Origin of the sequence: Actinomadura sp. J1-007 (genome assembly GCF_009793335.1) — a bacterium.
GTDB lineage: Bacteria > Actinomycetota > Actinomycetes > Streptosporangiales > Streptosporangiaceae > Spirillospora > Spirillospora yumaensis.
Window position 1 is genome coordinate 6,183,116 of the sequence record NZ_WING01000001.1, and the last position, 22,115, is coordinate 6,205,230.

16 protein-coding genes and 3 pseudogenes are annotated in these 22,115 nt (G+C 74.4%); 13 read left to right on the forward strand and 6 right to left on the reverse strand.

From position 1 onward, the window contains the following. Positions 1 to 41: 41 nt before the first annotated feature. Together GEV43_RS28065 and GEV43_RS28070 are read right to left on the reverse strand one after the other, a co-directional pair. On the reverse strand, positions 42 to 620 hold the full coding sequence (locus GEV43_RS28065) for a hypothetical protein (protein WP_160823267.1): 579 nt from the start codon (positions 618 to 620) through the stop codon (positions 42 to 44). Between the two features lie 275 nt (positions 621 to 895). Beyond that, complete coding sequence (locus GEV43_RS28070; RefSeq protein WP_206681310.1) at positions 896 to 1,246, reverse strand: hypothetical protein; 351 nt, start codon at positions 1,244 to 1,246, stop codon at positions 896 to 898. Between the two features lie 344 nt (positions 1,247 to 1,590). Here GEV43_RS28070 and GEV43_RS28075 point away from each other — a divergent pair, with 344 nt between their 5' ends. The 12 genes and pseudogenes from GEV43_RS28075 to GEV43_RS28130 all read left to right on the forward strand — a co-directional run bounded on the left by GEV43_RS28075 (position 1,591) and on the right by GEV43_RS28130 (position 14,750). Continuing rightward, positions 1,591 to 2,862: a sensor histidine kinase gene (locus tag GEV43_RS28075; protein WP_160823269.1), complete on the forward strand. Its 1,272-nt coding sequence runs from the start codon at positions 1,591 to 1,593 to the stop codon at positions 2,860 to 2,862. Beyond that, a complete protein-coding gene (locus tag GEV43_RS28080; protein ID WP_160823270.1) occupies positions 2,850 to 3,497 on the forward strand; it encodes a response regulator transcription factor in 648 nt (215 codons plus the stop codon). Before GEV43_RS28075 ends, GEV43_RS28080 begins: the two co-directional genes overlap by 13 nt. Beyond that, a complete protein-coding gene (locus tag GEV43_RS55220; RefSeq protein WP_160823271.1) occupies positions 3,494 to 4,426 on the forward strand; it encodes a DUF4097 family beta strand repeat-containing protein in 933 nt (310 codons plus the stop codon). The genes GEV43_RS28080 and GEV43_RS55220 overlap by 4 nt, the downstream gene beginning before the upstream one ends. 495 nt (positions 4,427 to 4,921) lie before the next feature. After that, positions 4,922 to 5,893: pseudogene (locus GEV43_RS28090) on the forward strand (methionine ABC transporter ATP-binding protein); the annotation flags it as partial. Positions 5,894 to 6,063: 170 nt separating this feature from the next. Continuing rightward, complete coding sequence (locus tag GEV43_RS28095; protein ID WP_160823273.1) at positions 6,064 to 6,720, forward strand: methionine ABC transporter permease; 657 nt, start codon at positions 6,064 to 6,066, stop codon at positions 6,718 to 6,720. Positions 6,721 to 6,760: 40 nt separating this feature from the next. Then, entirely contained in the window at positions 6,761 to 7,582 is an 822-nt protein-coding gene (locus tag GEV43_RS28100) for a MetQ/NlpA family ABC transporter substrate-binding protein (protein ID WP_160823274.1), read from the forward strand. A gap of 177 nt (positions 7,583 to 7,759) precedes the next feature. Next, positions 7,760 to 8,704 (forward strand): STM4015 family protein, encoded by a 945-nt coding sequence (locus GEV43_RS28105; protein ID WP_160823275.1) that lies wholly within the window; start codon positions 7,760 to 7,762, stop codon positions 8,702 to 8,704. A 112-nt stretch (positions 8,705 to 8,816) separates the two neighbouring features. Beyond that, positions 8,817 to 10,484: an MFS transporter gene (locus GEV43_RS28110; protein WP_160823276.1), complete on the forward strand. Its 1,668-nt coding sequence runs from the start codon at positions 8,817 to 8,819 to the stop codon at positions 10,482 to 10,484. Between the two features lie 155 nt (positions 10,485 to 10,639). Next, positions 10,640 to 11,719 carry an STM4014 family protein gene (locus GEV43_RS28115; protein ID WP_160823277.1) on the forward strand — a complete coding sequence of 360 codons (1,080 nt, stop codon included), beginning with the start codon at positions 10,640 to 10,642 and terminating at the stop codon, positions 11,717 to 11,719. After that, positions 11,716 to 12,570 (forward strand): STM4013/SEN3800 family hydrolase, encoded by an 855-nt coding sequence (locus GEV43_RS28120; protein ID WP_160823278.1) that lies wholly within the window; start codon positions 11,716 to 11,718, stop codon positions 12,568 to 12,570. The genes GEV43_RS28115 and GEV43_RS28120 overlap by 4 nt, the downstream gene beginning before the upstream one ends. Continuing rightward, positions 12,567 to 13,888: pseudogene (locus GEV43_RS28125) on the forward strand (STM4012 family radical SAM protein). The gene GEV43_RS28120 and the pseudogene GEV43_RS28125 overlap by 4 nt, the downstream one beginning before the upstream one ends. Continuing rightward, a pseudogene (locus GEV43_RS28130) lies at positions 13,888 to 14,750 on the forward strand (STM4011 family radical SAM protein). Before GEV43_RS28125 ends, GEV43_RS28130 begins: the two co-directional pseudogenes overlap by 1 nt. A gap of 99 nt (positions 14,751 to 14,849) precedes the next feature. Here GEV43_RS28130 and GEV43_RS28135 read toward each other — a convergent pair. The 3 genes from GEV43_RS28135 to GEV43_RS28145 all read right to left on the reverse strand — a co-directional run bounded on the left by GEV43_RS28135 (position 14,850) and on the right by GEV43_RS28145 (position 17,841). After that, positions 14,850 to 16,019: a DUF6745 domain-containing protein gene (locus GEV43_RS28135; RefSeq protein WP_160823279.1), complete on the reverse strand. Its 1,170-nt coding sequence runs from the start codon at positions 16,017 to 16,019 to the stop codon at positions 14,850 to 14,852. Between the two features lie 10 nt (positions 16,020 to 16,029). Beyond that, the gene (locus GEV43_RS28140) at positions 16,030 to 16,356 is read right to left on the reverse strand and encodes a hypothetical protein (RefSeq protein WP_160823280.1); all 327 of its coding nucleotides are present in this window, start codon (positions 16,354 to 16,356) and stop codon (positions 16,030 to 16,032) included. Positions 16,357 to 16,467: 111 nt separating this feature from the next. Further along, a complete protein-coding gene (locus tag GEV43_RS28145; RefSeq protein ID WP_241683066.1) occupies positions 16,468 to 17,841 on the reverse strand; it encodes a threonine/serine exporter ThrE family protein in 1,374 nt (457 codons plus the stop codon). Positions 17,842 to 18,043: 202 nt separating this feature from the next. Here GEV43_RS28145 and GEV43_RS28150 point away from each other — a divergent pair, with 202 nt between their 5' ends. Next, positions 18,044 to 20,185, forward strand: a complete 2,142-nt coding sequence (locus GEV43_RS28150; protein ID WP_160823281.1) for a RecQ family ATP-dependent DNA helicase — start codon at positions 18,044 to 18,046, stop codon at positions 20,183 to 20,185. A gap of 830 nt (positions 20,186 to 21,015) precedes the next feature. Here the strand turns inward: GEV43_RS28150 and GEV43_RS28155 are convergent. Continuing rightward, positions 21,016 to 21,942, reverse strand: a complete 927-nt coding sequence (locus GEV43_RS28155; RefSeq protein ID WP_160823282.1) for a carbohydrate kinase family protein — start codon at positions 21,940 to 21,942, stop codon at positions 21,016 to 21,018. Positions 21,943 to 22,115: the final 173 nt, after the last annotated feature.

The window sequence follows — 22,115 nt, forward strand, 5'->3', positions numbered from 1 at the left end:
ATATGGGCGGGTGGACCGCGGCGGGACGGTCGGAGCCGCGGTCAGACCTGGGGGCGGGCTGCCGCCGCCGCCGGGCTGTCGAGGTCGAGCGCGTCGAGCACCGAGCCGTCGCCCGCGAGGGCCTCTAGGACCGGTCCACGGCGGGCCGCCCAGACCACCACCACGTGGCCGTGCGCCGGGACGAGCAGCGTGCGCTTGCCGACGCGGACCCGCGCGACCTCCGACGAGGCCCGCAGCCGCGCCTGGTTGACCCACTTGGCGCCCCAGGGCAGCAGCCGGTTGGCGTTGCGGACCGTGCGGCCCGACCCGTACCGCTCCAGGTGGCCGCCGAGTTCGGGCGCCGAGCGCCGGGTCAGCGGCTCGGCGGGCGCCGATCCGCCCCCGCCGCCGAGGCTCATCCACTCGCCGTCGCGCCGGTGGAACGTCCAGCCCTCGATGAACGGGGCGGCGTGCGGAGCGCCGCCCGGCCGGTGGAGGAACGTGACGACGGCGACGTCGCCGTCCATGTCGGTGCCGAGCGGGAGGAACTCCCGGTCGGCGTCGAACGCGTCCGGTGCCGGATCGGGCATGCCCTCCCGCAGGAGCCGCAGGCACTCCTCGTGCACCTCGTGGTCGTTCATCTCGCGCGGACCTCGTGATCGTGCAGACAGGGTAAAGGGCCCTCCCGCAAGAGGGCCCCTACGTCGGACTCACTCTAGAGGTCCGGCTCGTCTGGTTTCACCCGTCTGCCGTACTCGCGTCAACGGTTTGCCACCTCGCCGTCATCTGCGACGGTACGTCCCCTCCGCCGCCGCCGGATCGGAAGCCGACACCGTGGGAGACACGGGCGTCGCGGGGGTGTTTCCGGCGTCCGCGGGAACGCCGTCCCCGGCGGCGCTCGCGGGCCTGTGGGCGTTCAGGGCGAGAGCCGTGCAGAACGCCGCGAGGGGAGTTCCAGGCCGAGCGCGAGCGCCGAGGCGAGGGCGCGCTCGCCGCCGGACGTGGCGGTCATCACGTCGAACCAGGCGTCCATCAGCAGCAGCGCTCCCGTGGCGGCCGCTGTGAGCCCGTACCGGGCGTCCCCGCGCCGGAACAGCACGCCGGTGCCGAGCAGACCCGCCGCCAGCATCAGGTCCAGCCCGACCCACGCGGCCGACCAGTGCGACACCTGCGCGGTGGACGGCAACCGGACCGCGAGCACCACCGTCCACGGAACGAGCGCCATCGCGCCCCCGATCAGGCCCGGTCCGATCCATCTCTCCCGCACGCGGACGCGGGGCGTGAACGACCGGGGAGCGGAGGCGCCGCGAGTGGAAGGGACGTCCTCCCGGGGCGTCTGGAAGCGCCGCTCCGCGCGCCCGCGCGGGGCCGACCGGAGCGGCGCGGCGGAAACGGCGGAAAGCCCGCGGCGGCGGATGGGGGAGGACGGAACGAAGCCGGCGACCATGGCGAACTCCTCAACGGGGCGGTGCGGGTACGCGTCCAAGCCTCGCCGCGAGGAGGGGTCACTTTCAGTAGCCCCGGTATCCGATTCGGGGTGGCACTAGTTGCACCCCAGAGCCTGGAGCGTGATTCATGGACCCACCCCAACTGCACTAATACGGTTGATCCATGGCATCCATCTCCCCGGCGCGGCGCGCCCTCGCGCGCGCCCCGTGGTCGCGCGGGGCGTGGCGGGACACGGCCTTCGCCGTCTCAGGGGTGCCGTTGCAGTGCGCCGGGTGGACGATCCTCGGGGCGCCGTGGGCGTTCTTCGCCCCGGAGGACATGACCATGGTCGCGCTCGTGGCCGTCGTGTCGTGCGCGCTGCTGCTGCTGGTGATCCGGCCGCTGACGGCGGCGCAGCGGGAACGGTGCTGGGCGATGCTCGGCCTGGAGATCCCGCGCCTGGACGCGGTGGACGGCGCGGACGGCGGGAGGCTCGGAGTGCTGCGCGACCTGCGCTCACCCGAGCTGTGGCGGGTGCTGCGCTACCACCTGCTGGCCGGGCCGCTCCTCGCGTTCGGCGGGCTGGCGACGGTCACCGCCTGGACGGGCGCGTTCCTCCTCGGCGGCCTCGGCGCGTACGCGTGGGCGCTGCCCGACTCCAGCCCGCTCAGCCTGACGACCCACGCGACCCGGACCGCCGCGCTGACCGCCGTCGGCGTCGCGCTCCTGGCCGCGGCGCCCTGGATCGCGGCGGCCGTCCGCGGCCTGGACGTCCGCGCGGCCGTCGCGTACCTCGGGCCGGACCGCGCCAAGGAGCTGGAGCGCCGCGTCGAGGACCTGGCCGAGAAGCGCGCCAGCGTGGTGGACGCCGCCGACATCGAGCGCCGCCGCATCGAGCGCGACCTGCACGACGGCGCGCAGCAGCGGCTGGTCTCCCTCGCCATGAACCTCGGCCTCGCCCGCGAGACCCTCACCGGCGTCCCCGGCCCCGCCATGCAGGTGATCGTCGAGGCGCACGAGGAGGCCAAGGAGGCGCTCACCGAGCTGCGCAACCTCATCCGCGGCCTGCACCCGGCCGTGCTGGAGGACCGCGGACTGGACGCCGCGCTGTCCGGCGTCGCCGCCCGCGTCCCCCTGCCCGTGCGGCTCCGGGTGGAGATCGAGCCGCGCGTGTCGTCCACCGTCGAGGCGGTCGCCTACTTCGTCGTCTCCGAGGCGCTGACCAACGTCGTCAAGCACGCGCGCGCGACCGGCGTGACGGTCACCGTCGCGCGCCGGGGGGCCGTGCTGCGCGTCCTGGTCGCCGACGACGGCGTGGGCGGCGCCGACCCGTCCCGCGGCACCGGCCTGAACGGCCTCGCGCGCCGGGTCGAGTCGGTGGACGGTACGTTCCGGATCACCAGCCCCGCCGGGGGCCCGACGACCGTCACCGTGGAGTTGCCGTGCGCATTGTGATCGCCGAGGACTCGGTCCTGCTGCGGGCCGGGCTGATCAAGCTGCTGGAGACCTCGGGGTTCGAGGTCGCCGCGGCGGTCGGCGACGCGGACGCCCTGCTCGCCGCCGTCCGCGAGCACCGGCCCGACGCGGCGATCGTGGACGTTCGGATGCCGCCCGGCTTCACCGACGAGGGCGTCCGCGCGGCGCTGGTCATGCGCCGCGAGTCGCCCGAGGTCGCCGTGCTGCTGCTGTCGCAGTACGTCGAGGAGCGGTACGCGGCGGACCTGCTGTCGACCAGCACCAGCGGGATCGGCTACCTGCTGAAGGACCGCGTCGCCGACGTGTCGGTCTTCCTCGACGCCCTGCGCCGCGTCGCGGCCGGCGGCGCGGCCCTCGACCCGGAGGTCGTCTCGCAGCTCCTGCTGCGCCGCCACCGCGACCCGCTGGACCGGCTCACGCCCCGCGAGCGGGACGTCCTCGGGCTCATGGCCGAGGGCCGTTCCAACGCGGGCATCGCCGCCGCCCTGGTGGTGAGCGAGAGCGCCGTCGCCAAGCACATCAACAGCATCTTCGCCAAGCTCGACCTCCCGCACGCGGAGGGCGACCACCGCCGCGTCCTCGCCGTGCTGCGCTTCCTGGAGGGCGACACGTGACCCGCCGCCCCGGCGCTCCCGGCGCTCCCGGCGCTCCGCCCGCGCCCGAGGGCCTGGACGCGACGGACGTGACGGGCTCGTCTGGCTCGTCTGGCTCGTCTGGCGCGGACGGCGCGGACGGCGCGGACGGTGTGGGGAAGGCGCGGCCGCGGCGCAGGGCGGTGTGGATCGTGCTCGCCGCGCTCACCGCGTTCGTGCTCGTCGTGCCGACGTGCCTCCAGCTCTTCGGGCAGGCCGTCAAGCGGTCGGAGTCGAGCTCGCGGACGTTCCGGCAGCCGTTCGACGAGGTGCGCCTCGACGTCGGCGACGCGTCGGTCGCGCTCGGGCCCGGCCGGGCGGGGGAGGCGACCGTCCACCAGAAGCTGAGCTGGGCGCTCAGCAAGCCGACCGTGGACGTCGGCGTGGTGGGCCGGTCGCTGGTCGTCGAGTTCTCGTGCGACGGCCGGTCCGAGCTGTTCGAGAGCGAGGAGTGCGGGGCCGACCTGGACCTGCGGGTGCCGCCCGGCGTCCGGATCTGGGCGACGTCCGGGTCCGGGGAGGTCCAGGTGCGCGGCCTGACCGGGGAGCTCGACCTGCGGGCGGGGTCGGGGGACGTGCGGCTCGCCCACGTGAGCGGGCGCCTCAGCGTGCGGGTCGGGTCGGGGCAGGTCAAGGGGACCGGCATCACCTCGCCGAAGGTCTCGGGGCGGGTGCGGTCCGGGGAGCTGGACCTCGCGTTCGCCGAGCCGCCGCGCAGCGTCGGCGTCGAGGCGGGGTCGGGGTCCCTGCGGCTCGGGCTGCCGCGCGGCTCGTCCTACCGCGTGCTCGGCTGGACGGGCGCGGGCTCGTCCCACTTGAACAAGGCCCTGGTGGACGACCGGGCGTCCTCGGTGCTCTCGCTGCGCAGCGGCTCGGGCTCGACCTGGGTCGACTACGCCGACGCCGACTGATCCCGGCCCCGGGACGGGGTGGGACAGGTCACTCCGGGTGGATTTGCGTCATGTGTGACTTGCGGGTTTACTGATGACCATGACCGCCGTACGCCCCTGCCCGACGCGCCGCTCGCAGCCCATGCGGACGCCGCGCGCCATGGTGTGTGCGCGCGGCCGTCGAATGTGTGCTCGCTGAGGGCCCCTGACCGAGGCTCGCGCCCCGAAGCGAGCACCGCCGAGACCCCAGAGCCGCGCTCATGACCTTCGAACGCCATCTGCTCAGCCACGCGCCGTTCCCGCCGGGCCGCTCCTAGAGCCGCCCGCCCCGCGCACGGACGCCGCCACCGCTGAACACCGCCGTCCGCCCGCGCCGGCGCCCGCCGACCGCACTCGCTGAGCACGGTCGTCACGGGCGCACGGAGTGGCGGGCCCGCCGGACGCCGCGTTCCGCCCTTCCCCCGCCCGCACCGCCGTCCGCCCGGACGGCGCTCTCGCACGCACGGATGATTCCCTGTGATTCAGATAGAAAAGCTCCGAAAGGTCTACCGCACCCGCGGACGCGAGGTCACCGCCGTCGACGGCGTCGACCTCACCGTCGCGGAGGGCGAGATCTTCGGCGTGCTGGGCCGCAGCGGCGCGGGCAAGAGCACGCTGCTGCGCTGCGTCAACCTCCTCGAACGGCCCGACTCGGGCCGGGTGCTGATCGACGGGCGCGACCTGCTGGCGCTGCCGGGCTCGCAGCTGCGCGCCGCCCGCCAGGGCATCGGCATGATCCACCAGCACTTCGGGCTGCTCGGCAGCCGCACCGTCGCGGGGAACGTCGCGTTCCCCCTGGAGGTCATGGGGGTGCCGAGGGCCGAGCGCGCCGAGCGCGTCGCCGAGCTGCTGGACCTGGTCGGCCTCACCGAGCACGCGCGGGCCTACCCCGCGCAGATCTCCGGCGGGCAGAAGCAGCGCGTCGGCATCGCCCGCGCGCTCGCGGGCCGCCCGAAGGTGCTGCTGTCGGACGAGGCGACCTCGGCGCTCGACCCCGAGACCACCGCCTCGATCCTGGAGCTGCTGCGCGGCCTGAGCCGCCGGCTCGGGCTCACCGTGCTGCTGATCACGCACGAGATGGACGTGGTCAAGCGGATCTGCGACTCGGCCGCCATCATGCGCGCCGGCCGCGTGGTGGAGACCGGACCGGTCCGCGAGCTGCTGCTGCGCCCGGGTTCCGAGCTGGCGCGCGGCCTGTTCCCGCTGCCCGAGCCGGAGCCGCGCGCCGGGACGACCGTGGTGGACGTGACGTTCGACGGCGACAGCGCCGACCGGCCGTTCGTGTCGTCGCTGGCCCGCACGTACTCCATCGACGTCAACATCCTCGGCGGCGCCGTCGAGCAGATCGGCGACGGCCGCGTCGGGCGGCTGCGCATCGAGCTGCCCGGCGACCCCGAGGTCAACGCCGCCCAGCTCGCCCATCTGCGCGACGCCGGGCTCACCGTCGAGGTCCGCGAGCCCGCCGGCGCGGACGGCGCGAGCGGCGCGGACGCCGAGGGCGCGGGCGGCGCGAGCGGCGCGGACGCCGACGGCACGGACGGCGCGGGCGGCGCGGGCGGCGCCGCGCAGGACGACGACCTCGGGCCCGACGCCCGCACTTCCGAGGAGGCACCGCTCCGATGACCTGGGACGAACTTCGGCCGCTGCTCGGCCAGGCCACGCTGGAGACCCTCCAGATGACCGCGTGGTCGGCGGTGCTGACCGCGATCGGCGGGACGCTGGTCGGCGTCCTGCTGGTCCTCACCGAACGCGGCGGCCTGCTCCCGCTCGCCCCGCTCAACAAGGTGCTCGGCGCGGTCGTCAACATCGGGCGGGCGCTGCCGTTCATCATCCTGATGGTCGCGATCATCCCGTTCACCCGCGCGATTACCGGCACCACCATCGGGACGACCGCGGCGATCGTGCCGCTGACCGTCGCCGCCATCCCGTTCTACGCGCGGCTCGTCGAGACGGCCCTGCACGAGGTGGAACCCGGCGTGATCGACGCGGCGCGGGCGATGGGCGCCTCCCGGGCGCAGATCGTCCGCAAGGTGCTGCTGCGCGAGGCGCGGCCCGGCCTCGCCGCCGGGATGACCATCACGGTCGTCGCGATCGTCGGCTACTCGGCGATGGCCGGGGCGATCGGCGGCGGCGGCCTCGGCGACCTCGCCGTCCGGTACGGCTACCAGCGGTTCGAGGGCGGCGTGATGCTCGTGACCGTCGTGCTGCTCGTGGCGGCCGTGCAGGTCGTCCAGACGTTCGGCGACCTGCTCGTCCGGCGCCTGTCCCACAAATGACCCGTTGACCCGCTAGATATTGAGAAGAAAGGCGCCTCCCGTGCTTCGCAAGTTCTCCGTCGCGGTCGCCGCGGCCGGCCTGCTCTTCGGCCTGACCGCCACCGCCTGCGGCTCCTCCGACTCCGGTTCCGGCGAGAACGACCCGCTGAAGGTCGGCGCGAGCCCGTCGCCGCACGCCGAGATCCTGGCCTACGTCAAGGACAATTTGGCCTCCAAGGCCGGGCTGAAGCTGGAGGTCAAGGAGTTCTCCGACTACGTCCAGCCCAACATGGCCCTGAACGACGGCCAGATCGGCGCCAACTACTTCCAGCACAAGCCGTACCTGGACGACTTCGACAAGACCAAGGGCACCAAGCTGAGCTGGGTCGCGCCGATCCACGTCGAGCCGCTTGGCGTGTACTCCAAGAAGGCCAAGCAGCTCAACGCGCTGCCGCAGGGCGCGACCGTCGCCATCCCGAACGACGCCACCAACGGCGCCCGCGCGCTGAAGCTGCTCGCCGACAACGGCCTGATCACGATGAAGGCGGGCGCGGGGACGGAGGCGACCGAGAAGGACGTCGCGACCAACGCCAAGGGCCTGAAGTTCAAGGCGCTGGAGGCCGCGCAGCTTCCGCGCTCCCTCCAGGACGTGGACGCCGCCGTCATCAACGGCAACTTCGCGCTGGAGGGCGGCCTGACCCCGTCCAAGGACGCCCTCGCGCTGGAGAAGGCCCAGGGCAACCCGTACGCCAACGGCATCGTGGTGAAGTCCGGCAAGGAGGACGACCCGCGCGTGAAGAAGCTGGTCCAGCTCCTCCAGGGGCCGGAGGTCAAGAAGTTCATCGAGGAGAAGTTCAAGGGCTCGGTCCTGCCCGCCGCCTGATCCGCGGCGAGTCAGTGGCGAAGGCCCCCGGGACGCCGTTCCGGGGGCCTTCGCATGCCCGCGCCAGGGGCGTCGCCGGGCGCGGGCGGCCCGTTCTTAGCGGAACGCGCGGAACGCGTCCGGATGTCGGGCACGGCTGGTAGGAACAGGTCCCTACGATCAAGCGAGAGGGGACCGATGACCATTCACGAGCATGTCGCCGAGTTCGCCGGGCTGCCGGTGGAGGACTTCCAGGACCTGGCCGGCGACCCGCCGCCGGAGTCGGGCGAACGGGTGCCGGAGGCGGGGGCGGTGGCCTGGGGCGTCCGGACGGGGTTCGACGAGGCCCCGTTCCCCGAGGTGTTCGGCCGCTTCGTCGAGAACGTCGAGACCGAGAAGGTGACCGCGCTCGTCATCGGCTACTGGGGCGCCTCCTACGACCAGGGCGCGGCCGACCCGGTGGCCCTCCTCGCGGACGCCGCCGACCGGTTCCCCGCGCTGCGGGCGCTCTTCATCGGCGACATCGTGATGGAGGAGTCGGAGGTCTCGTGGATCGAGCACTCCGACATCACCCCGGTGTTCGAGGCGTACCCCCGGCTGGAGCGGTTCGACGTGCGCGGCTCGCAGGAGATGCGGCTGAAGCCGATCCGCAGCGAGCACCTCAAGGTGCTGCGGTTCGAGTCGGGAGGGCTGCCGGCCGGGGTCGTCCGGGCCGTCGCCGCCTCCGACCTGCCCGCCCTGGAGCGGCTCGACCTGTGGCTCGGCACCGAGAACTACGGGGGCGACGCCACCGTCCGCGACCTCGCGCCGCTGCTGAGCGGCGAGCGCTTCCCGGCGCTGCGCCACCTCGGCCTGGAGAACAGCGAGATCCAGGACGAGATCGCCGCCGCCGTCGCCGGGGCGCCGGTCGTCGCGCGCCTCGAAACGCTCAGCCTCGCGATGGGCGCGCTGACCGACGAGGGCGCGGAGGCGCTGCTGACGGGGCAGCCGCTCACCCACCTGCGCCGCCTCGACCTGCACCACCACTTCCTCACCGACCCGATGGTCGAACGGGTCTCCGCCGCGCTGCCCGGAGTGGAGGTCGATCTGAACGAGCAGGAGGAGCCCGACGACGACTGGCGCTACATCGCCGTCTCCGAATGAGCCTGTGACCTAAGTCACGTCGGCCGATGCGCAAAGGCGGGCGGACGGCTCCGACCAGCGGAGGGGACCACACGAGGGCCCCACCGTACGGAGCCGTTCAGGAGGACAGCCGATGCGCGACAAGTCGAACGAATCAGATGGGCCGGGTGCGCCGGGGGCGGGCGGTCCGGGCGCCGGGTCCGGCGCGCCGGGCGAGGCCACCGGGGCGGCTGGAGCGGCCGGGGCGCGGGCCGGGCGGCGGGAGTGGCTGGGGCTGGCCGTGCTGGTCCTGCCGACCCTGCTGGTCGCCCTCGACGTCAACGTGCTGTTCCTGGCGCTGCCGGAGCTGAGCGCCGATCTCGGGACGAGCGGCGTGCAGCAGCTCTGGATCACCGACGTCTACGGGTTCATGGTGGCCGGGCTGGTGATCACCATGGGGACGCTGGGCGACCGGATCGGGCGGCGCAGGCTGCTGCTGGCGGGCGGCGCCGCGTTCGCCGCCGCGTCGGCGGCCGCCGCGTACGCGACGAGCCCGGCGATGCTGATCGGTGCCCGGACCCTGCTCGGCGTCGCCGGGGCGACCCTGATGCCGTCCACCCTGGCGCTGATCACCAACATGTTCCGCGACGCCCGCCAGCGGGGGTCGGCCATCGCGGTCTGGGCCACGTGCCAGTTCGCGGGCGCGGCGCTCGGGCCGGTTGTCGGCGGCGTGCTGCTGGAGCGCTTCTGGTGGGGCTCGGTGTTCCTGATGGCGGTGCCGGTCATGGCGGTGCTGCTGGTCGCCGGGCCCCTGCTGCTGCCCGAGTTCCGCACGCCCGGCGCGGGGCGGATCGATCCGGTCAGCGTCGCGCTGTCGCTGCTGGCCGTCCTGCCCGCGGTGTACGGCGTCAAGGACCTGGCCGCCGCGGGCGACGGGCCGCGGGCCGTCCCGGTCGCCGCGATCGCCGCGGGGGCCGTGTTCGCCGTGCTGTTCGCGCGGCGCCAGCTCCGGCTGGACGAACCGCTGCTGGACCTGCGCCTGCTCGTCCGCCGCCCGGTCGCGATGGTGCTGGCCGCGCTCACGCTCGCCGGGGTCGCCATGGCCGGAACGGGGCTGATGGTCACCCAGTACCTCCAGTCCGTCCTCGGCTACTCGCCGATGGAGTCGGCGCTGTGGTTCGCGCCGATGGGTCTCGGCGTCGCGGCCGGGACGATGCTGACCCCGGCCGTCACCCGCAGGATCCCGCCGCGCGCGGCCATCGCGGGCGGGCTGGCGGTCTCGGCCGCGGGCGCCGCGCTGGTGGCCGGGGCCGGCGCGGGCGCCGCCTCCGGCGGGCCCTGGGCGACCGTCGCGGGGATCGCCGTCCTCGCCTTCGGGACGGGCCCGCTGTTCGCGCACGGCACGCACCTGGTGGTCGGCTCCGTTCCGCCCGAACGCGCCGGATCGGCCGCCTCCACCTCGGAGACGGCCAACTACCTCGGCGGAACGCTCGGCATGGCCCTGCTCGGCACCGTCGGCGCGGCCGTCTACCGGCACCACATGGACGGGGCCGTCCTGCCCGCCGGCGTCGGTGAGCACGCGGAGGAGACCATCGCCGCGGCGGCCGCCGCCGCGCGCGGCCTGCCGTCCGCCGACGCGGCCGACCTGCTGAGGAACGCGCACGACGCGTTCACCGGCGGGCTCACCGTGGTCGCGGTGGCCTGCGCCGCGGTGTTCGCCGTCCTGGCCCTCGGCGCGGCCCGCCTCCTGCCGCGCGACGAGCGCGCCGCCGAGGAGGAGAAGCCCGCGGACAGCGCCCGCGAGCCGTCTCCGGCGGCTTGACGGACGCGCCCGCCGGCCGCGGGCCGGGGCGATGTGCCGTACGTGCCGTCCGCCGATCGCCCGTGCGCCGCCTGCGGGTTCGCGGGCGCGGGCCCGGAGTGTCGGCCGCGGCTGGTAGGACAGAACCCGATGATCTCCCGGAAGGTGAGGGGCGAATGACGTTCACGGTCATCGGGACGCCCGGAGACCGCCGCACGGAGCTGTTCGCTGCGGCGTGCCGCTCCGCCGGCGCGGACGCCCCGACCGTCGTTCCCTGGAGCGACGTCCTGCGCGGCGGCGCCGTGCGGGTCGAGCCGGGCACGATGCTGCGCATCGACTCTCCAGGGGAGGATCCGGAGGCCGACGCGCTGCTGCGAGGGGAAGGCGATCCGTCGCGCGTCGGAGGCGGAGCGCGCTGGTACCGCACGTTCACCGCCGCGCTCGGCCGGATCGCGTGCGCGGGCGCGCGGGCAGGAGGACGGGCGCTGAACGACGTCGGCGACATCGCCGTGATGTTCGACAAGCGTCTGTGCCACGCGCGCCTGCAAAGCGCCGGAGTGCCCGTCCCCGGCGCACTGCCCGACGTGGACGGCTACGCGGCGCTGCGTGAACGGATGGAGTGCACGGGTTTCCGACGGGTCTTCGTGAAGCCCGCGCACGGATCGTCCGCGTCGGGCGTCATCGCGTTGCAGACGGCGCCGAACGGGCGGATCAAGGCCGTCACGTCCGCCGCGCCGGGGCCCGGCGGCGGATACGTCAACTCGCTGCGCGTGCGCGCGTACGAGAGCGAGCCGGAGGTCGCGGCGCTCATCGGCGCGCTCGCCCCCGACGGGCTGCACGTGGAGCGGTGGGTGCCGAAGGCCGCGCTGAACGGACGTTCCCTCGACCTGCGGGTGGTCGTCATCGCCGGGGAGCCGACGCACGCCGTCGTCCGGACGAGCCGTTCCCCCATGACCAACCTCCACCTCGGCGGCGCCCGCGGAGACCTCGGGGCGGTGCGCGCGGCCCTCGGCGAGCGGGGCTGGCGCGGCGCGCTCGACGCGTGCGCGCGGGCGGCGGCGTGCTTTCCGGGGTCGCTCATGGTGGGCGTCGACCTGCTCGTCGAGACCGGCTGGCGGCGGGTCGCGGTCGGCGAGGTCAACGCGTTCGGCGACCTGCTGCCGGGGCTGACGGGCCTGCCCGGCGGCGCCGCCGAGGGCCTCGACACCTACACCGCGCAGGTCAGGGCCGCCCTGTCCGAGAAGCTCCCCGCATGACCGACATGAACGCCATCGTGGGCGGCCACGACATCCTGCTCGTGACGCTCGACACGCTGCGCTACGACGTGGCCGCCCGGCTCGCCGCCTCCGGCGAGACCCCGGTCCTCACCGCGCTCCTCCCGGGCGGGCGGTGGGAACGGCGCCACACCCCGGGCAGCTTCACGTACGCCGCGCACGCCGCGATGCTGGCGGGGTTCCTTCCCACGCCCGCGTCCCCGGGGCCGCATCCGCGCCTGTTCGCCGGACGTTTCCCGGGCAGCGAGACCACCGCCGACGGCACCTGGACCTACGACGCCGCAGACCTGCCGTCCGGCCTCGCCAAGGCCGGGTACCACACGGCCTGCGTCGGCGGCGTCGGCTTCTTCAACAAGCGCACGCCGCTCGGGTCCGTCCTGCCCGGCCTCTTCGCCGAAAGCCACTGGGAACCGGAATTCGGCGTCACCGACCCCTCCAGCCTGGAAAACCAGATCGCGCGCGTGGCCGAGATCCTGGAACGCCTCCCGCCCGACCGCCGCCTCTTCCTGCTGCTGAACGTCGCGGCCCTGCACCAGCCCAACTGGTTCTACCTGAACGACGTCCCCGCCGCGCAGGCACGGCGGGGAGCGCCTCGCGAGACCGCAGGTCCGGAATCCGCCTCGTCCGAGGGCGACTCCCTGGAGAGCCACGCCGCCGCGCTGCGCTACGTCGACCGGCAGCTCGGGCGGCTGTTCGACCTGATGCGGCGTCCGTGCTTCGTCATCGTCTGCTCCGACCACGGGACCGCCTACGGCGAGGACGGCCACATCGGGCACCGCATCGGCCACGAGGTCGTGTGGACGGTGCCCTACGGGGAGTTCGTGCTGAAGTGACCACCGACCCGACCGACCCCATCGACCCCGCGGTGCCTTCCGGCCCCTACCAGGGGTACGTGTACGCCTACCCGCACAAGACCGCCTACCGGCCGCTCGTCCCGCGCCCAACGCTGCGCGAGGTATGGGCGAACGAGCCGAGAGACGCCCTCTTCCTCTACCTGCACATACCGTTCTGCGAGATGCGCTGCGGGTTCTGCAACCTGTTCACCCGCACGGGCGCGCCCGAGGAGCTGACCGGCGCCTACCTGGACGCCCTCGAACGGCAGGCCGCCGCGGCGTGGGACGCCCTCGGCGAGGTGTCGTTCGCGACGGCGGCGTTCGGCGGCGGCACCCCCACCTACCTGACCGCGCCGGAGCTGGAACGCCTCTGCGACATCGCCGGAAGCCGCGCCGCGCTCGGCGCGATCCCGCTGGGGGTCGAGACGTCCCCGGCGACCGCGACCACCGACCGCCTCACCGTCCTCGCCGAACGCGGCACGACCCGTATCTCGATCGGCGTGCAGAGCTTCATCGACGAGGAAGCGCGCGCGGCCGTACGCCCGCAGAAGCGCGCGGAGGTCGAGGCGGCGCTGGACCGCATCCGGGCGGTGGGCTTTCCCACGCTCAACATCGACCTCATCTACGGGATCGACGGCCAGACCCCCGCGTCCTGGCTGCATTCCTTGGACGCCGCCCTGAAATGGCGTCCAGAAGAGCTGTATCTGTATCCGCTGTACGTCCGTCCCCTCACAGGGCTGGGCCGCCGCGCGACAGACTGGGACGACCACCGCCTGGAGCTGTATCGTCTGGGCCGCGACCACCTTCTGGCGAACGGCTACGAGCAGGTCTCCATGCGGATGTTCCGCCTGCCCGGGGACGCCGCGGACGCGCCCGGCACGGAGTACTGCTGCCAGACGGACGGCATGGTCGGCCTCGGCTGCGGCGCCCGCTCGTACACCTCGGAACTGCACTACTCGTTCGACTACGCGGTGGGCGCGACGCCCGTACGAGCCATCATCGACGATTACGTGCGGGAAACCGACTTCTCCGCGGCCCGCGTCGGCTTCTCCCTGGACGACGACGAACGGCGCCGACGGCACCTCATCCAGTCGTTGCTGCAAACCACCGGGCTCGACCGTTCCGCCTACCGGGCGCGCTTCGGAACGGACCCCGCCGACGATTTCGACCTCGCCCCATTCGCCGCGCGCGGCTGGCTGGACGAGACCCCGTCCCTCATCACGCTTTCACCGGAGGGACTCGCGCACTCCGACGCGATCGGCCCCGCGCTCTTCTCCCGCGCGTGCGGGAACTCATGGACGCCTACGAGGCCCGCTGATGGACGGCCACCTCACGATCCTCTACCGGGGCCCGCTCGCGAGCTGCGACTACGACTGCCCCTACTGCCCGTTCGCGAAACGGCGCGACACCCCCGCGCAGCTGCGCTCCGACCGTACGGCGCTCGAACGCTTCGCCGCCTGGGTCACGGCCCAGGACCACCCGTGTCCGTGCTGTTCACGCCGTGGGGCGAAGGACTCGTCCGCTCCTGGTACCGGCGCGCCCTCGTCGACCTCAGCCACCTCCCGCACGTCGAACGCGTCGCCATCCAGACCAACCTCAGCCACCGCACCGCCTGGACCGCCGACGCCGATCCCGCCAAACTCGCCCTCTGGACGACGTACCATCCGGGCCAGGTCCCGTACGAACGCTTCCTCGGAAAGTGCCGCGACCTGCACGCGCGCGGCGTCCGCTTCAGCGTCGGCGTGGTCGGCCAGCCCGAACACCTCGACGCGGCCCGGCGGCTGCGCGCCGACCTGCCCGCCGGCACCTATCTCTGGGTGAACGCCGCGGAAGGCCGTACCTACACCGACGACGAGGCCGCCGCCTGGACGGAGCTGGATCCGCTGTTCTCCTACAGCCGGCGTCCGCACGCGAGCGCGGGCCGTGCCTGCCGTACGGGCGAGTCCGTCATCTCGGTGGACGGCGACGGCACGGTGCGGCGCTGCCATTTCGTGCCGACGGTGCTGGGCAACCTCTACGACGGCTCGTTCCGCGAAGCCCTGCGCCCCCGCCCGTGCCCCCTGCACACGTGCGACTGCCACATCGGCTACGTCCACCTGGAGCCACTGGGCCTCTACGACGTCTTCGCCGGAGGGGTCCTGGAACGCATCCCCCACCTGAACCCCGCGCAACTTCCCTGACCGAACTCCCGAGCGCGGTGGCGGGGGCGGGCGGTCCTGGCGGCCGAGGGAAGCGGCCACCAGGACCGCCCCCACTCCGGAAGCGTTCCCGCGGTGCGGTCAGGTCTGCTTCTCGGGGTGGTAGTCCTCCTCGGCGAGGCCGAACGTCCACGCCACGCCCTCGCGGGCGGTGCGGACGGTCGGCGGCACCCTGAGGTGGTAGGTGCGGTACGTGCCGTCCGGCTCGGGCGTCGAGTTGACCACCTCCACCATCGCGATCGGCTCGTCCCCGGGCAGGTCGATGGACCACAGCACGCCCGTCTCGTCGCGGTGCTGCGGGCGCGCGCCCGTCTCGGCGAGGTACCGGTCGTAGCCGAAGATCTCCAGCATCACCCGGCGCAGCTCGGCGTTGGGCTCGGCGCTGATGCGCGCCGGGGTCACGTCGGTCAGCGAGCCGATGAAGTCGGCGGGCACCGGCATCCCGCGCCACGCGTGCAGCGCGAACCCGCCCGGATAGGCCAGTGCGGGCCCGTCGCCGCGGTGCAGCCGGCCGGGCTCGTCGCGGTACAGCTCGGACGGGCGTTCGGAGACGATCGCGAGCCGTTCGTAGGGCCACCACCATCCGGCCGAACGCGCAACCTCCGCCAGCGCCTCCAGCGGCCCGTCCAGCCGCCCGAGCGACTCGAACAGCGCCAGCCAGGGCGCGTCCTGCTGGCCGAGGACCGCGTCGAGGGTGGCGGCGCGCAGCAGCGCCCCGGCCTCGGCGTCGTCCCCGGCGAGCGCCCCGATCGCCTGCCGTACGCGGGTGACCAGGCCGTTGACCTGGTCCCACAGCAGACCGCCGGTCTCGGCCCAGGTGACCGCCCACCGCTCAGGGCCCAGTTCGGCGCTGGCCGCCGCCCTCGCCGCCTCCCACGGCCGCGTCCGCACCAGATCGCGGACGCTGCCGCCCGCCTCGCCGACGCTGGCGCCCGCCTCGCGGACGCCGCCGCCCACCTCGCCGGCGCCCTCGGCGGCTTCCGCCGCGGTGCCGCTCGCCGGGTCGACGCGTACGGTCAGGCCCACGTCGTCCAGCACGGGGCCGTCGCCGTCGAGGTGCGCCGCGATCACCGCGCCGTGCGCGGGGGACGGCACCCAGACGAACCGTTCGGGGGCGCTCAGCCCGGCCGCCGCGTAGGCGGCCGCGATGCCCGCCTCCGCACGCGCGCGGTCGGCGGGCCCGGTGGCGAACGCCGCCGCCTGCCAGTCGCTGACCACGTACTCCGTCGTCCGTACGGCTTCCACCTGCATGTCCCCCGCCTCAGTCCGCGACCACGCGCACGGCGCCCGGAACGTACTCGCGCTGCCGGATCACCCGGTACCAGCCCTTCGGCAGGGTGATCGCCGCGTGCTCCTCGTGGACGAGGCGCCCGCCGGACGGCAGGTGCAGGTGGTCGGGCGTCAACGGGTCGGGCGCCCGCAGCAGCGACCCCGGCGCCGTGAGCGCGTGCGCGTGGCCCGTCACCTCCCCGAGGGCCAGCACCATGCGCCCCCGCCCGTCGCGCGGCGACGGCGGCGCGGACCGTACGGCCTCCGGAACGGACTCCTCGCTCACCGGAAGGATCAGGATGTCTCCCTGTCGGTACATGCCGCGAACGTAACGGCCGCCACCGACAATCCTCGCCGCCCCACCCCTGACCAGCCCCGACGCCCACCGAACGGCCACGCGACGGGCGGTCGTCCGGGGCGGCGCGGCGGGTCAGAAGCCGCGGGTGCGGCGGGCGGCGGGACGGGCCCAGCGGCCCGACGCGCTCAGGCCGACGCGCTGGAAGGCGCGGACGAGTTCGCCGCCGAGGTTGACGCCCGCGCCGAGGGCCAGCCCGACCGACAGCGCCCCGACGAGGCTCAGCATCCCCGCCTGCGGGTCGCCCGTGTTCAGCTCGACCATGCCCCGGTACAGCATCGTCCCCGGCAGCAGCGGCCCGATCGCGGGCACGATGAACGGCATCACGGGCGCCTGGTGGCGGCGCGCCAGCCAGTTGCCGAGAATGCCGACGATCACGGCGGAGCACGCCGCCGACAGCACCGGTGTCACGCTCCAGCCGAGCAGCACCACGTACAGCGTCCAGATCAGGGCGCCGCCGAACGTCGCGGCGAGCAGCGCGTCCCTCGGCACCGCGAGCGACACGGCGAACGACAGCGACACGGCCGCCGCCGCCAGCAGCGGCACCGGCCTCAGCTCCGCCCCGCCGGACGGCAGGTGGCTCACGTCGATCCCCACGCCGAGCTGCACCGCGACGTACACCACGGCGCCGAGCCCCGCCACGATGGCCGCGATCATGAAGAAGACCTCCAGCACCCGCGCGCCCGCGCTGACGAGGTCGCCGGTGATGCCGTCCTGGATGCTCGCCACGAGCGGCCGCCCCGGCAGCAGCGCGAGGATCCCGCCGGTCACGATCGTCGCCGCGTGCGCGGGATTGCCCAGCGCCACGACCACCGCCGCCGCCGACGCGCCGATCCCGGACGCCACCGTGAGCTGGAAGAACTCCGCCAGCCCCCGGCGCGCCAGCGCCGCGGCGCAGCGGTCGCCGAGGACCGTCGCGAAGAACGCGGTGGCGGCGACGATCGGCCCGCCGCCCGACAGCACGCTCGCCGACGCCGCGATCAGCCCGAACGCCACCATCATCAGCCACGGCGGGTACGGCGCGCGCCCGCGCTTGATCTCCGCGAGCTCCCGGTGCGCTTCGTCGAGCTCCAGCATCCCGATGGACGCCGTCTGGACGAGCGCGTGCAGCTTGGCCAGCCGCCAGTACGCGGGGGTCCGCCGACGGATCGCGCGCGCCGCGGTCACCGGATGGGCGCCGCTGCCCGGCCGCGCGCACACGAGGAGGCTGGTGAGGGTGACCTGGACCTCGCAGCGCGGCAGCTCGTAGGCGAGCGCCAGGCTGAGCATCGCCTCGTTCACCCGCTCGGTGGACTCGCCGCTGGCGAGCAGCAGCTCGCCGACGCGCAGCACGAGGTCGATGGCCTTCGGATCGACGATCTCGCCGGGCTCGTCCTCGTCGGCCTCCGGCGGCGAGCCGTCCATCAGGACCTGCCACGTCCGCCTCAGCCGCTCCGTCGCACTCCCCATGCCCGAACGTGACCTCCCGCCCCTCGCCTTAGTGATCTCCCCGGGGCAGGCTACCCGGACACCCGGAACCCCCTTCCGACCCGCCCGGCGATCAAGGAACGGCCCGGGTTGTCCACAGGCCGGCGATCAAGGAACGGCCCCGGTTGTCCACAGGCCGGCGTTCGTGGTGCGGACGGTCACCGGCGGCTGATAGCAAGGGGGCATGGCCGAGACACCGCCGCACGACCCCGAGCCGACCGCCGCCCCGCCGCCGGACACCCCCGACGACCTGCGCGAGGACGCCGAGCGCTGCCTGCGCGCCCTCGCCGGCGACCACGCCCGGCTCCGCGACGACCAGTGGACCGCGATCCGCGCCCTCGTCGTCGAGCGGCGCCGCGCGCTGGTCGTCCAGCGCACCGGCTGGGGCAAGTCGGCCGTCTACTTCGTGGCGACCCGCCTGCTGCGCGAGCGCGGCGCGGGCCCGACCGTGATCGTCTCGCCGCTGCTCGCGCTCATGCGCAACCAGATCGACGCCGCCGAGCGCGCCGGCATCCGCGCCCGCACGGTCAACTCCGCCAACACCGACGACTGGGAGGGCGTGTTCGCCGAGGTCGAGGCAGGCGAGGTCGACGTCCTGCTGGTCAGCCCCGAGCGGCTCAACAACCCCGACTTCCGCGACCTGGTGCTGCCCAAGCTCGCCGCCGGGGCGGGCCTGGTCGTGGTCGACGAGGCCCACTGCATCTCCGACTGGGGCCACGACTTCCGCCCCGACTACCGCCGCCTGCGCACGCTGCTCGCCGACCTGCCGCCCGGCGTGCCCGTCCTCGCGACCACCGCCACCGCCAACGCCCGCGTCACCCAGGACGTCGCCGAGCAGCTCTCCGGCGACCTCGCCGACGCCCTCGTCCTGCGCGGCGCCCTCGAACGCGACTCGCTGCACCTCGCGGTCGTCAAGCTGCCCGTCGCCGAGCAGCGCATCGCCTGGCTCGGCGAGCACCTCGACCGGCTCCCCGGCTCCGGCATCGTCTACACCCTCACCGTCGCCGCCGCCCACGAGATCGCGGGCTACCTCGCCGACCGGGGCCACCCGGTCGCCGCCTACTCCGGCCAGACCGACCCCGCCGAACGCCTCCAGGCCGAGCGGGACCTGCTCGACAACAAGCTCAAGGCGCTCGTCGCCACCAGCGCCCTCGGCATGGGGTTCGACAAGCCCGACCTCGGCTTCATCGTGCACGTCGGCGCGCCGCAGTCGCCGGTCGCCTACTACCAGCAGATCGGCCGCGCGGGCCGCGGCGTCGACCGCGCCGAGGTGATCCTGCTGCCCGGCGCCGAGGACCGCGCCATCTGGGCCTACTTCGCGGGCCTGGCGTTCCCGCCCGAGCACACCGTCCGCGCCACCCTCGACGTGCTCGCCGAGGCCGGCCGCCCCCTGTCCACCGGCGCCCTCGAACCCCGCGTCGACCTCGGCCGCGCCCGCCTGGAGATGATGCTCAAGGTCCTCGACGTCGACGGCGCCGTCCGCCGCGTCAAGGGCGGCTGGACCGCCACCGGCCGCCCCTGGGAGTACGACCGCGAGCGCTACGAGCGGGTCGCCGCCGAGCGGTCCCGCGAGCAGCGGGCGATGCTCGACTACATCGCCACAGCGTCCTGCCGCGAGGAGTTCCTGCGGCGCCAGCTCGACGACCCGTCCGCCGCGCCCTGCGGCCGCTGCGACAACTGCACGGGTCGCCACCCGTCCGCCGAGGTCAGCGAGCAGGGCGCGACCGCCGCCCGCGAGCGCCTGCGCCGCCCCGGCGTGGACCTCGCGCCCCGCCGCATGTGGCCGACGGGCGTCAAGGACGACCTCGGCGTCTCCGGCCGCATCACCTCCCAGGCCGAGCCGGGCCGCGCCCTCGGGCGCCTCACCGACATCGGCTGGGGCAACCGCCTCCGCGAGCTCTTCGCGGGCCCCGACACCGAGATCCCGGACGACATGTTCGCCGCCGTCGTCAAGGTCCTGTCCTCCTGGGACTGGGACGAGCGCCCCACCGGCGTCGTCGCCGTCGGCTCCCGCACCCGCCCCCGCCTCGTCGGCAGCCTCGCCCACCGCCTCGCGGAGATCGGCCGCCTGCCCTACCTCGGCGAGTTCGTCCCCCTGGGCGAGCCCGTCCCGCGACGCCACAACAGCGCCCAGCGGCTCCGCTCCGTCTGGCACGCCCTGACGCTCCCCGACGACACCGCCGCCGCCGTACGCGACTCACCCGGCCCCGTCCTCCTCATCGACGACCGCGTCGACACCGGCTGGACCATGACCGTGGCCGCCCGCACCCTCCGCGAAGCAGGCGCCAAAGCAGTCCTCCCCCTAACCCTCGCCGTCCCCAACTAACCCCCCGACCCCCGAGTCCCGCCCCGCGCCCCCTCCGCGCCCCCGCGCTGCGCCTCGACGCTCGTGGGAGAGAGACTGGGCTGGCGGGCTGGCGGGCTGGCGGGCTGGCGGGCTGGCGGGCTGGCGGAGGAGGGCGGTGTCGGCCATGCGGCCGCCCCCGCCGGCGACGACCCCATGACCCGGCACGGGCCACGGTCGAGTACGTCCGGGAGCGGGCGTCGCTGCTGACCGATCTCACCGAGGCCGACCTGCCCAGCGGCCCCGTCGTGACCAGCGTGCCCGCGGACCTGCCGTTCGTTGCGCCGTCCCCCGGGCCTGGTCGCCGACCTGCCCGGCGGCCCGTCGCGACGAGCGCGTCCGCGGGCCTGCCGTTCGTCGCGTCGCCCTCCAGCTTGGTCGCCGACCTGCGCAGCGGGCCGTCGCGAGCAGCGCGCCCGCGGATCTGCCGTTCGTCGCGCTGCCCTCGTCGTGACCAGCGCGTCCGCGGACCTGTTGTTGGTCGCGCCGCCCCCGGGCCTGGTTGCCGACCTGCCCGGCGGCCCCGTCGTGACCGGCGCGTCCGCGGATCTGCCGTTCGTTGCGCCGTCCCCCGGCCTGGTCGGCGACCTGCCCGGCGGGCCGTCGCGAGCAGCGCGTCCGCGGACCTGCCGTTCGTTGCGTCGTCCCTCGGCCTGGTCGCCGACCTGCCTGGTCCGCGAGGAGCCGGAGGTGGGGAGGCCGACGCGCCGAGGCCGGGGCGCCGAGGCTGCCGGGAAGACGGGGCGGGGGAGCGTGGGACGGAGCGTTCGTCCTAACGGCTCCGCCCCCGGGGGTCCGGGGGCGGGGCGGTGTCAGTTCTTGATCTGGTTGTCGACGACGTCGAGGGTGGGGCGGGCGCCGAGGTGCTGCATGGCCTGGGCGGCGAGGCGGCAGCCCGCGGTGAGGGCCTCGGCGGGCGGCTTGCCGTCCAGCCAGACCGGGAGGAACCCGGCGACGAACGCGTCGCCCGCGCCGGTGCCGTCGGCGATCTTCTCCAGCGGCTCGGCGGCGACCGTGACCGGCTCGGGGCGGCCGTTGGTGTACCAGAGCGCGCCGTCCGCGCCGACCTTGATCACGACCTGCGGGTACCAGGCGGTGAGCACCTTGGCGGCCTGGTCGGGGTTGTCGCGGCCGGTGAGGACCTCGGCCTCCTTGCCGTTGACCACCAGGAGGCGGGCGCCCTGCGTCCACTCCAGGAACGGCTCGGCGCCCATGCGCTTCAGCGGCGAGGAGGAGCCGCCGTCGACCGACACCGACATCTGGGCCTTGCGGGCCAGTTCGAGGGTGTGGATCGCGGCCTTGCGGGAGCCCTCGTTGAGCAGGGCGTAGCCCGACAGGTGCAGGTGGGTGCCCTGCGTGAACAGGTCCTTGCAGCGCTCGATGTCCTCGGGCAGCAGCGCGGCGTTGGCCCCCGGGTCGGACAGCATCGTGCGGTCGCCCTTGTGGGTGACCAGCACCACGCAGGTGCCGGTGGGCCGCTCCTGGTCCATGACGAGGCGGGCGTCGACGCCGTACCCCATCAGTTCCATGTCGCGGTTGCGGCCCGCGATGTCCGATCCGCGGCGGCCCACGAACGCGACCTCGACCCCTTCCAGGGCGAGCCAGGAGGCCACGTTGGCCCCCGAGCCGCCCCCGTGGATCGTCACGGCGGCGGGCGTGTCACTGCCCTTGGCCAGGGGGAACGCGGCACGTGCCACGGTGTCTGTCATAAGATCGCCGACCACGACCACGCGCGTCATGGAGTCATCACCTCGATCAACACGGCCCGCGCGAGCGGCATACTGGGCGTGTGCTCGACCGTAACAGCTCTTGACCCCGATAAGGTCTCGAACGCGCAGCGAAACCCGGGAAGGCCGCCTTTTTCCGAGGCCGGGGCTTCGGCGGCCCGCGGCCGGCGGTGCCATACCCTCGG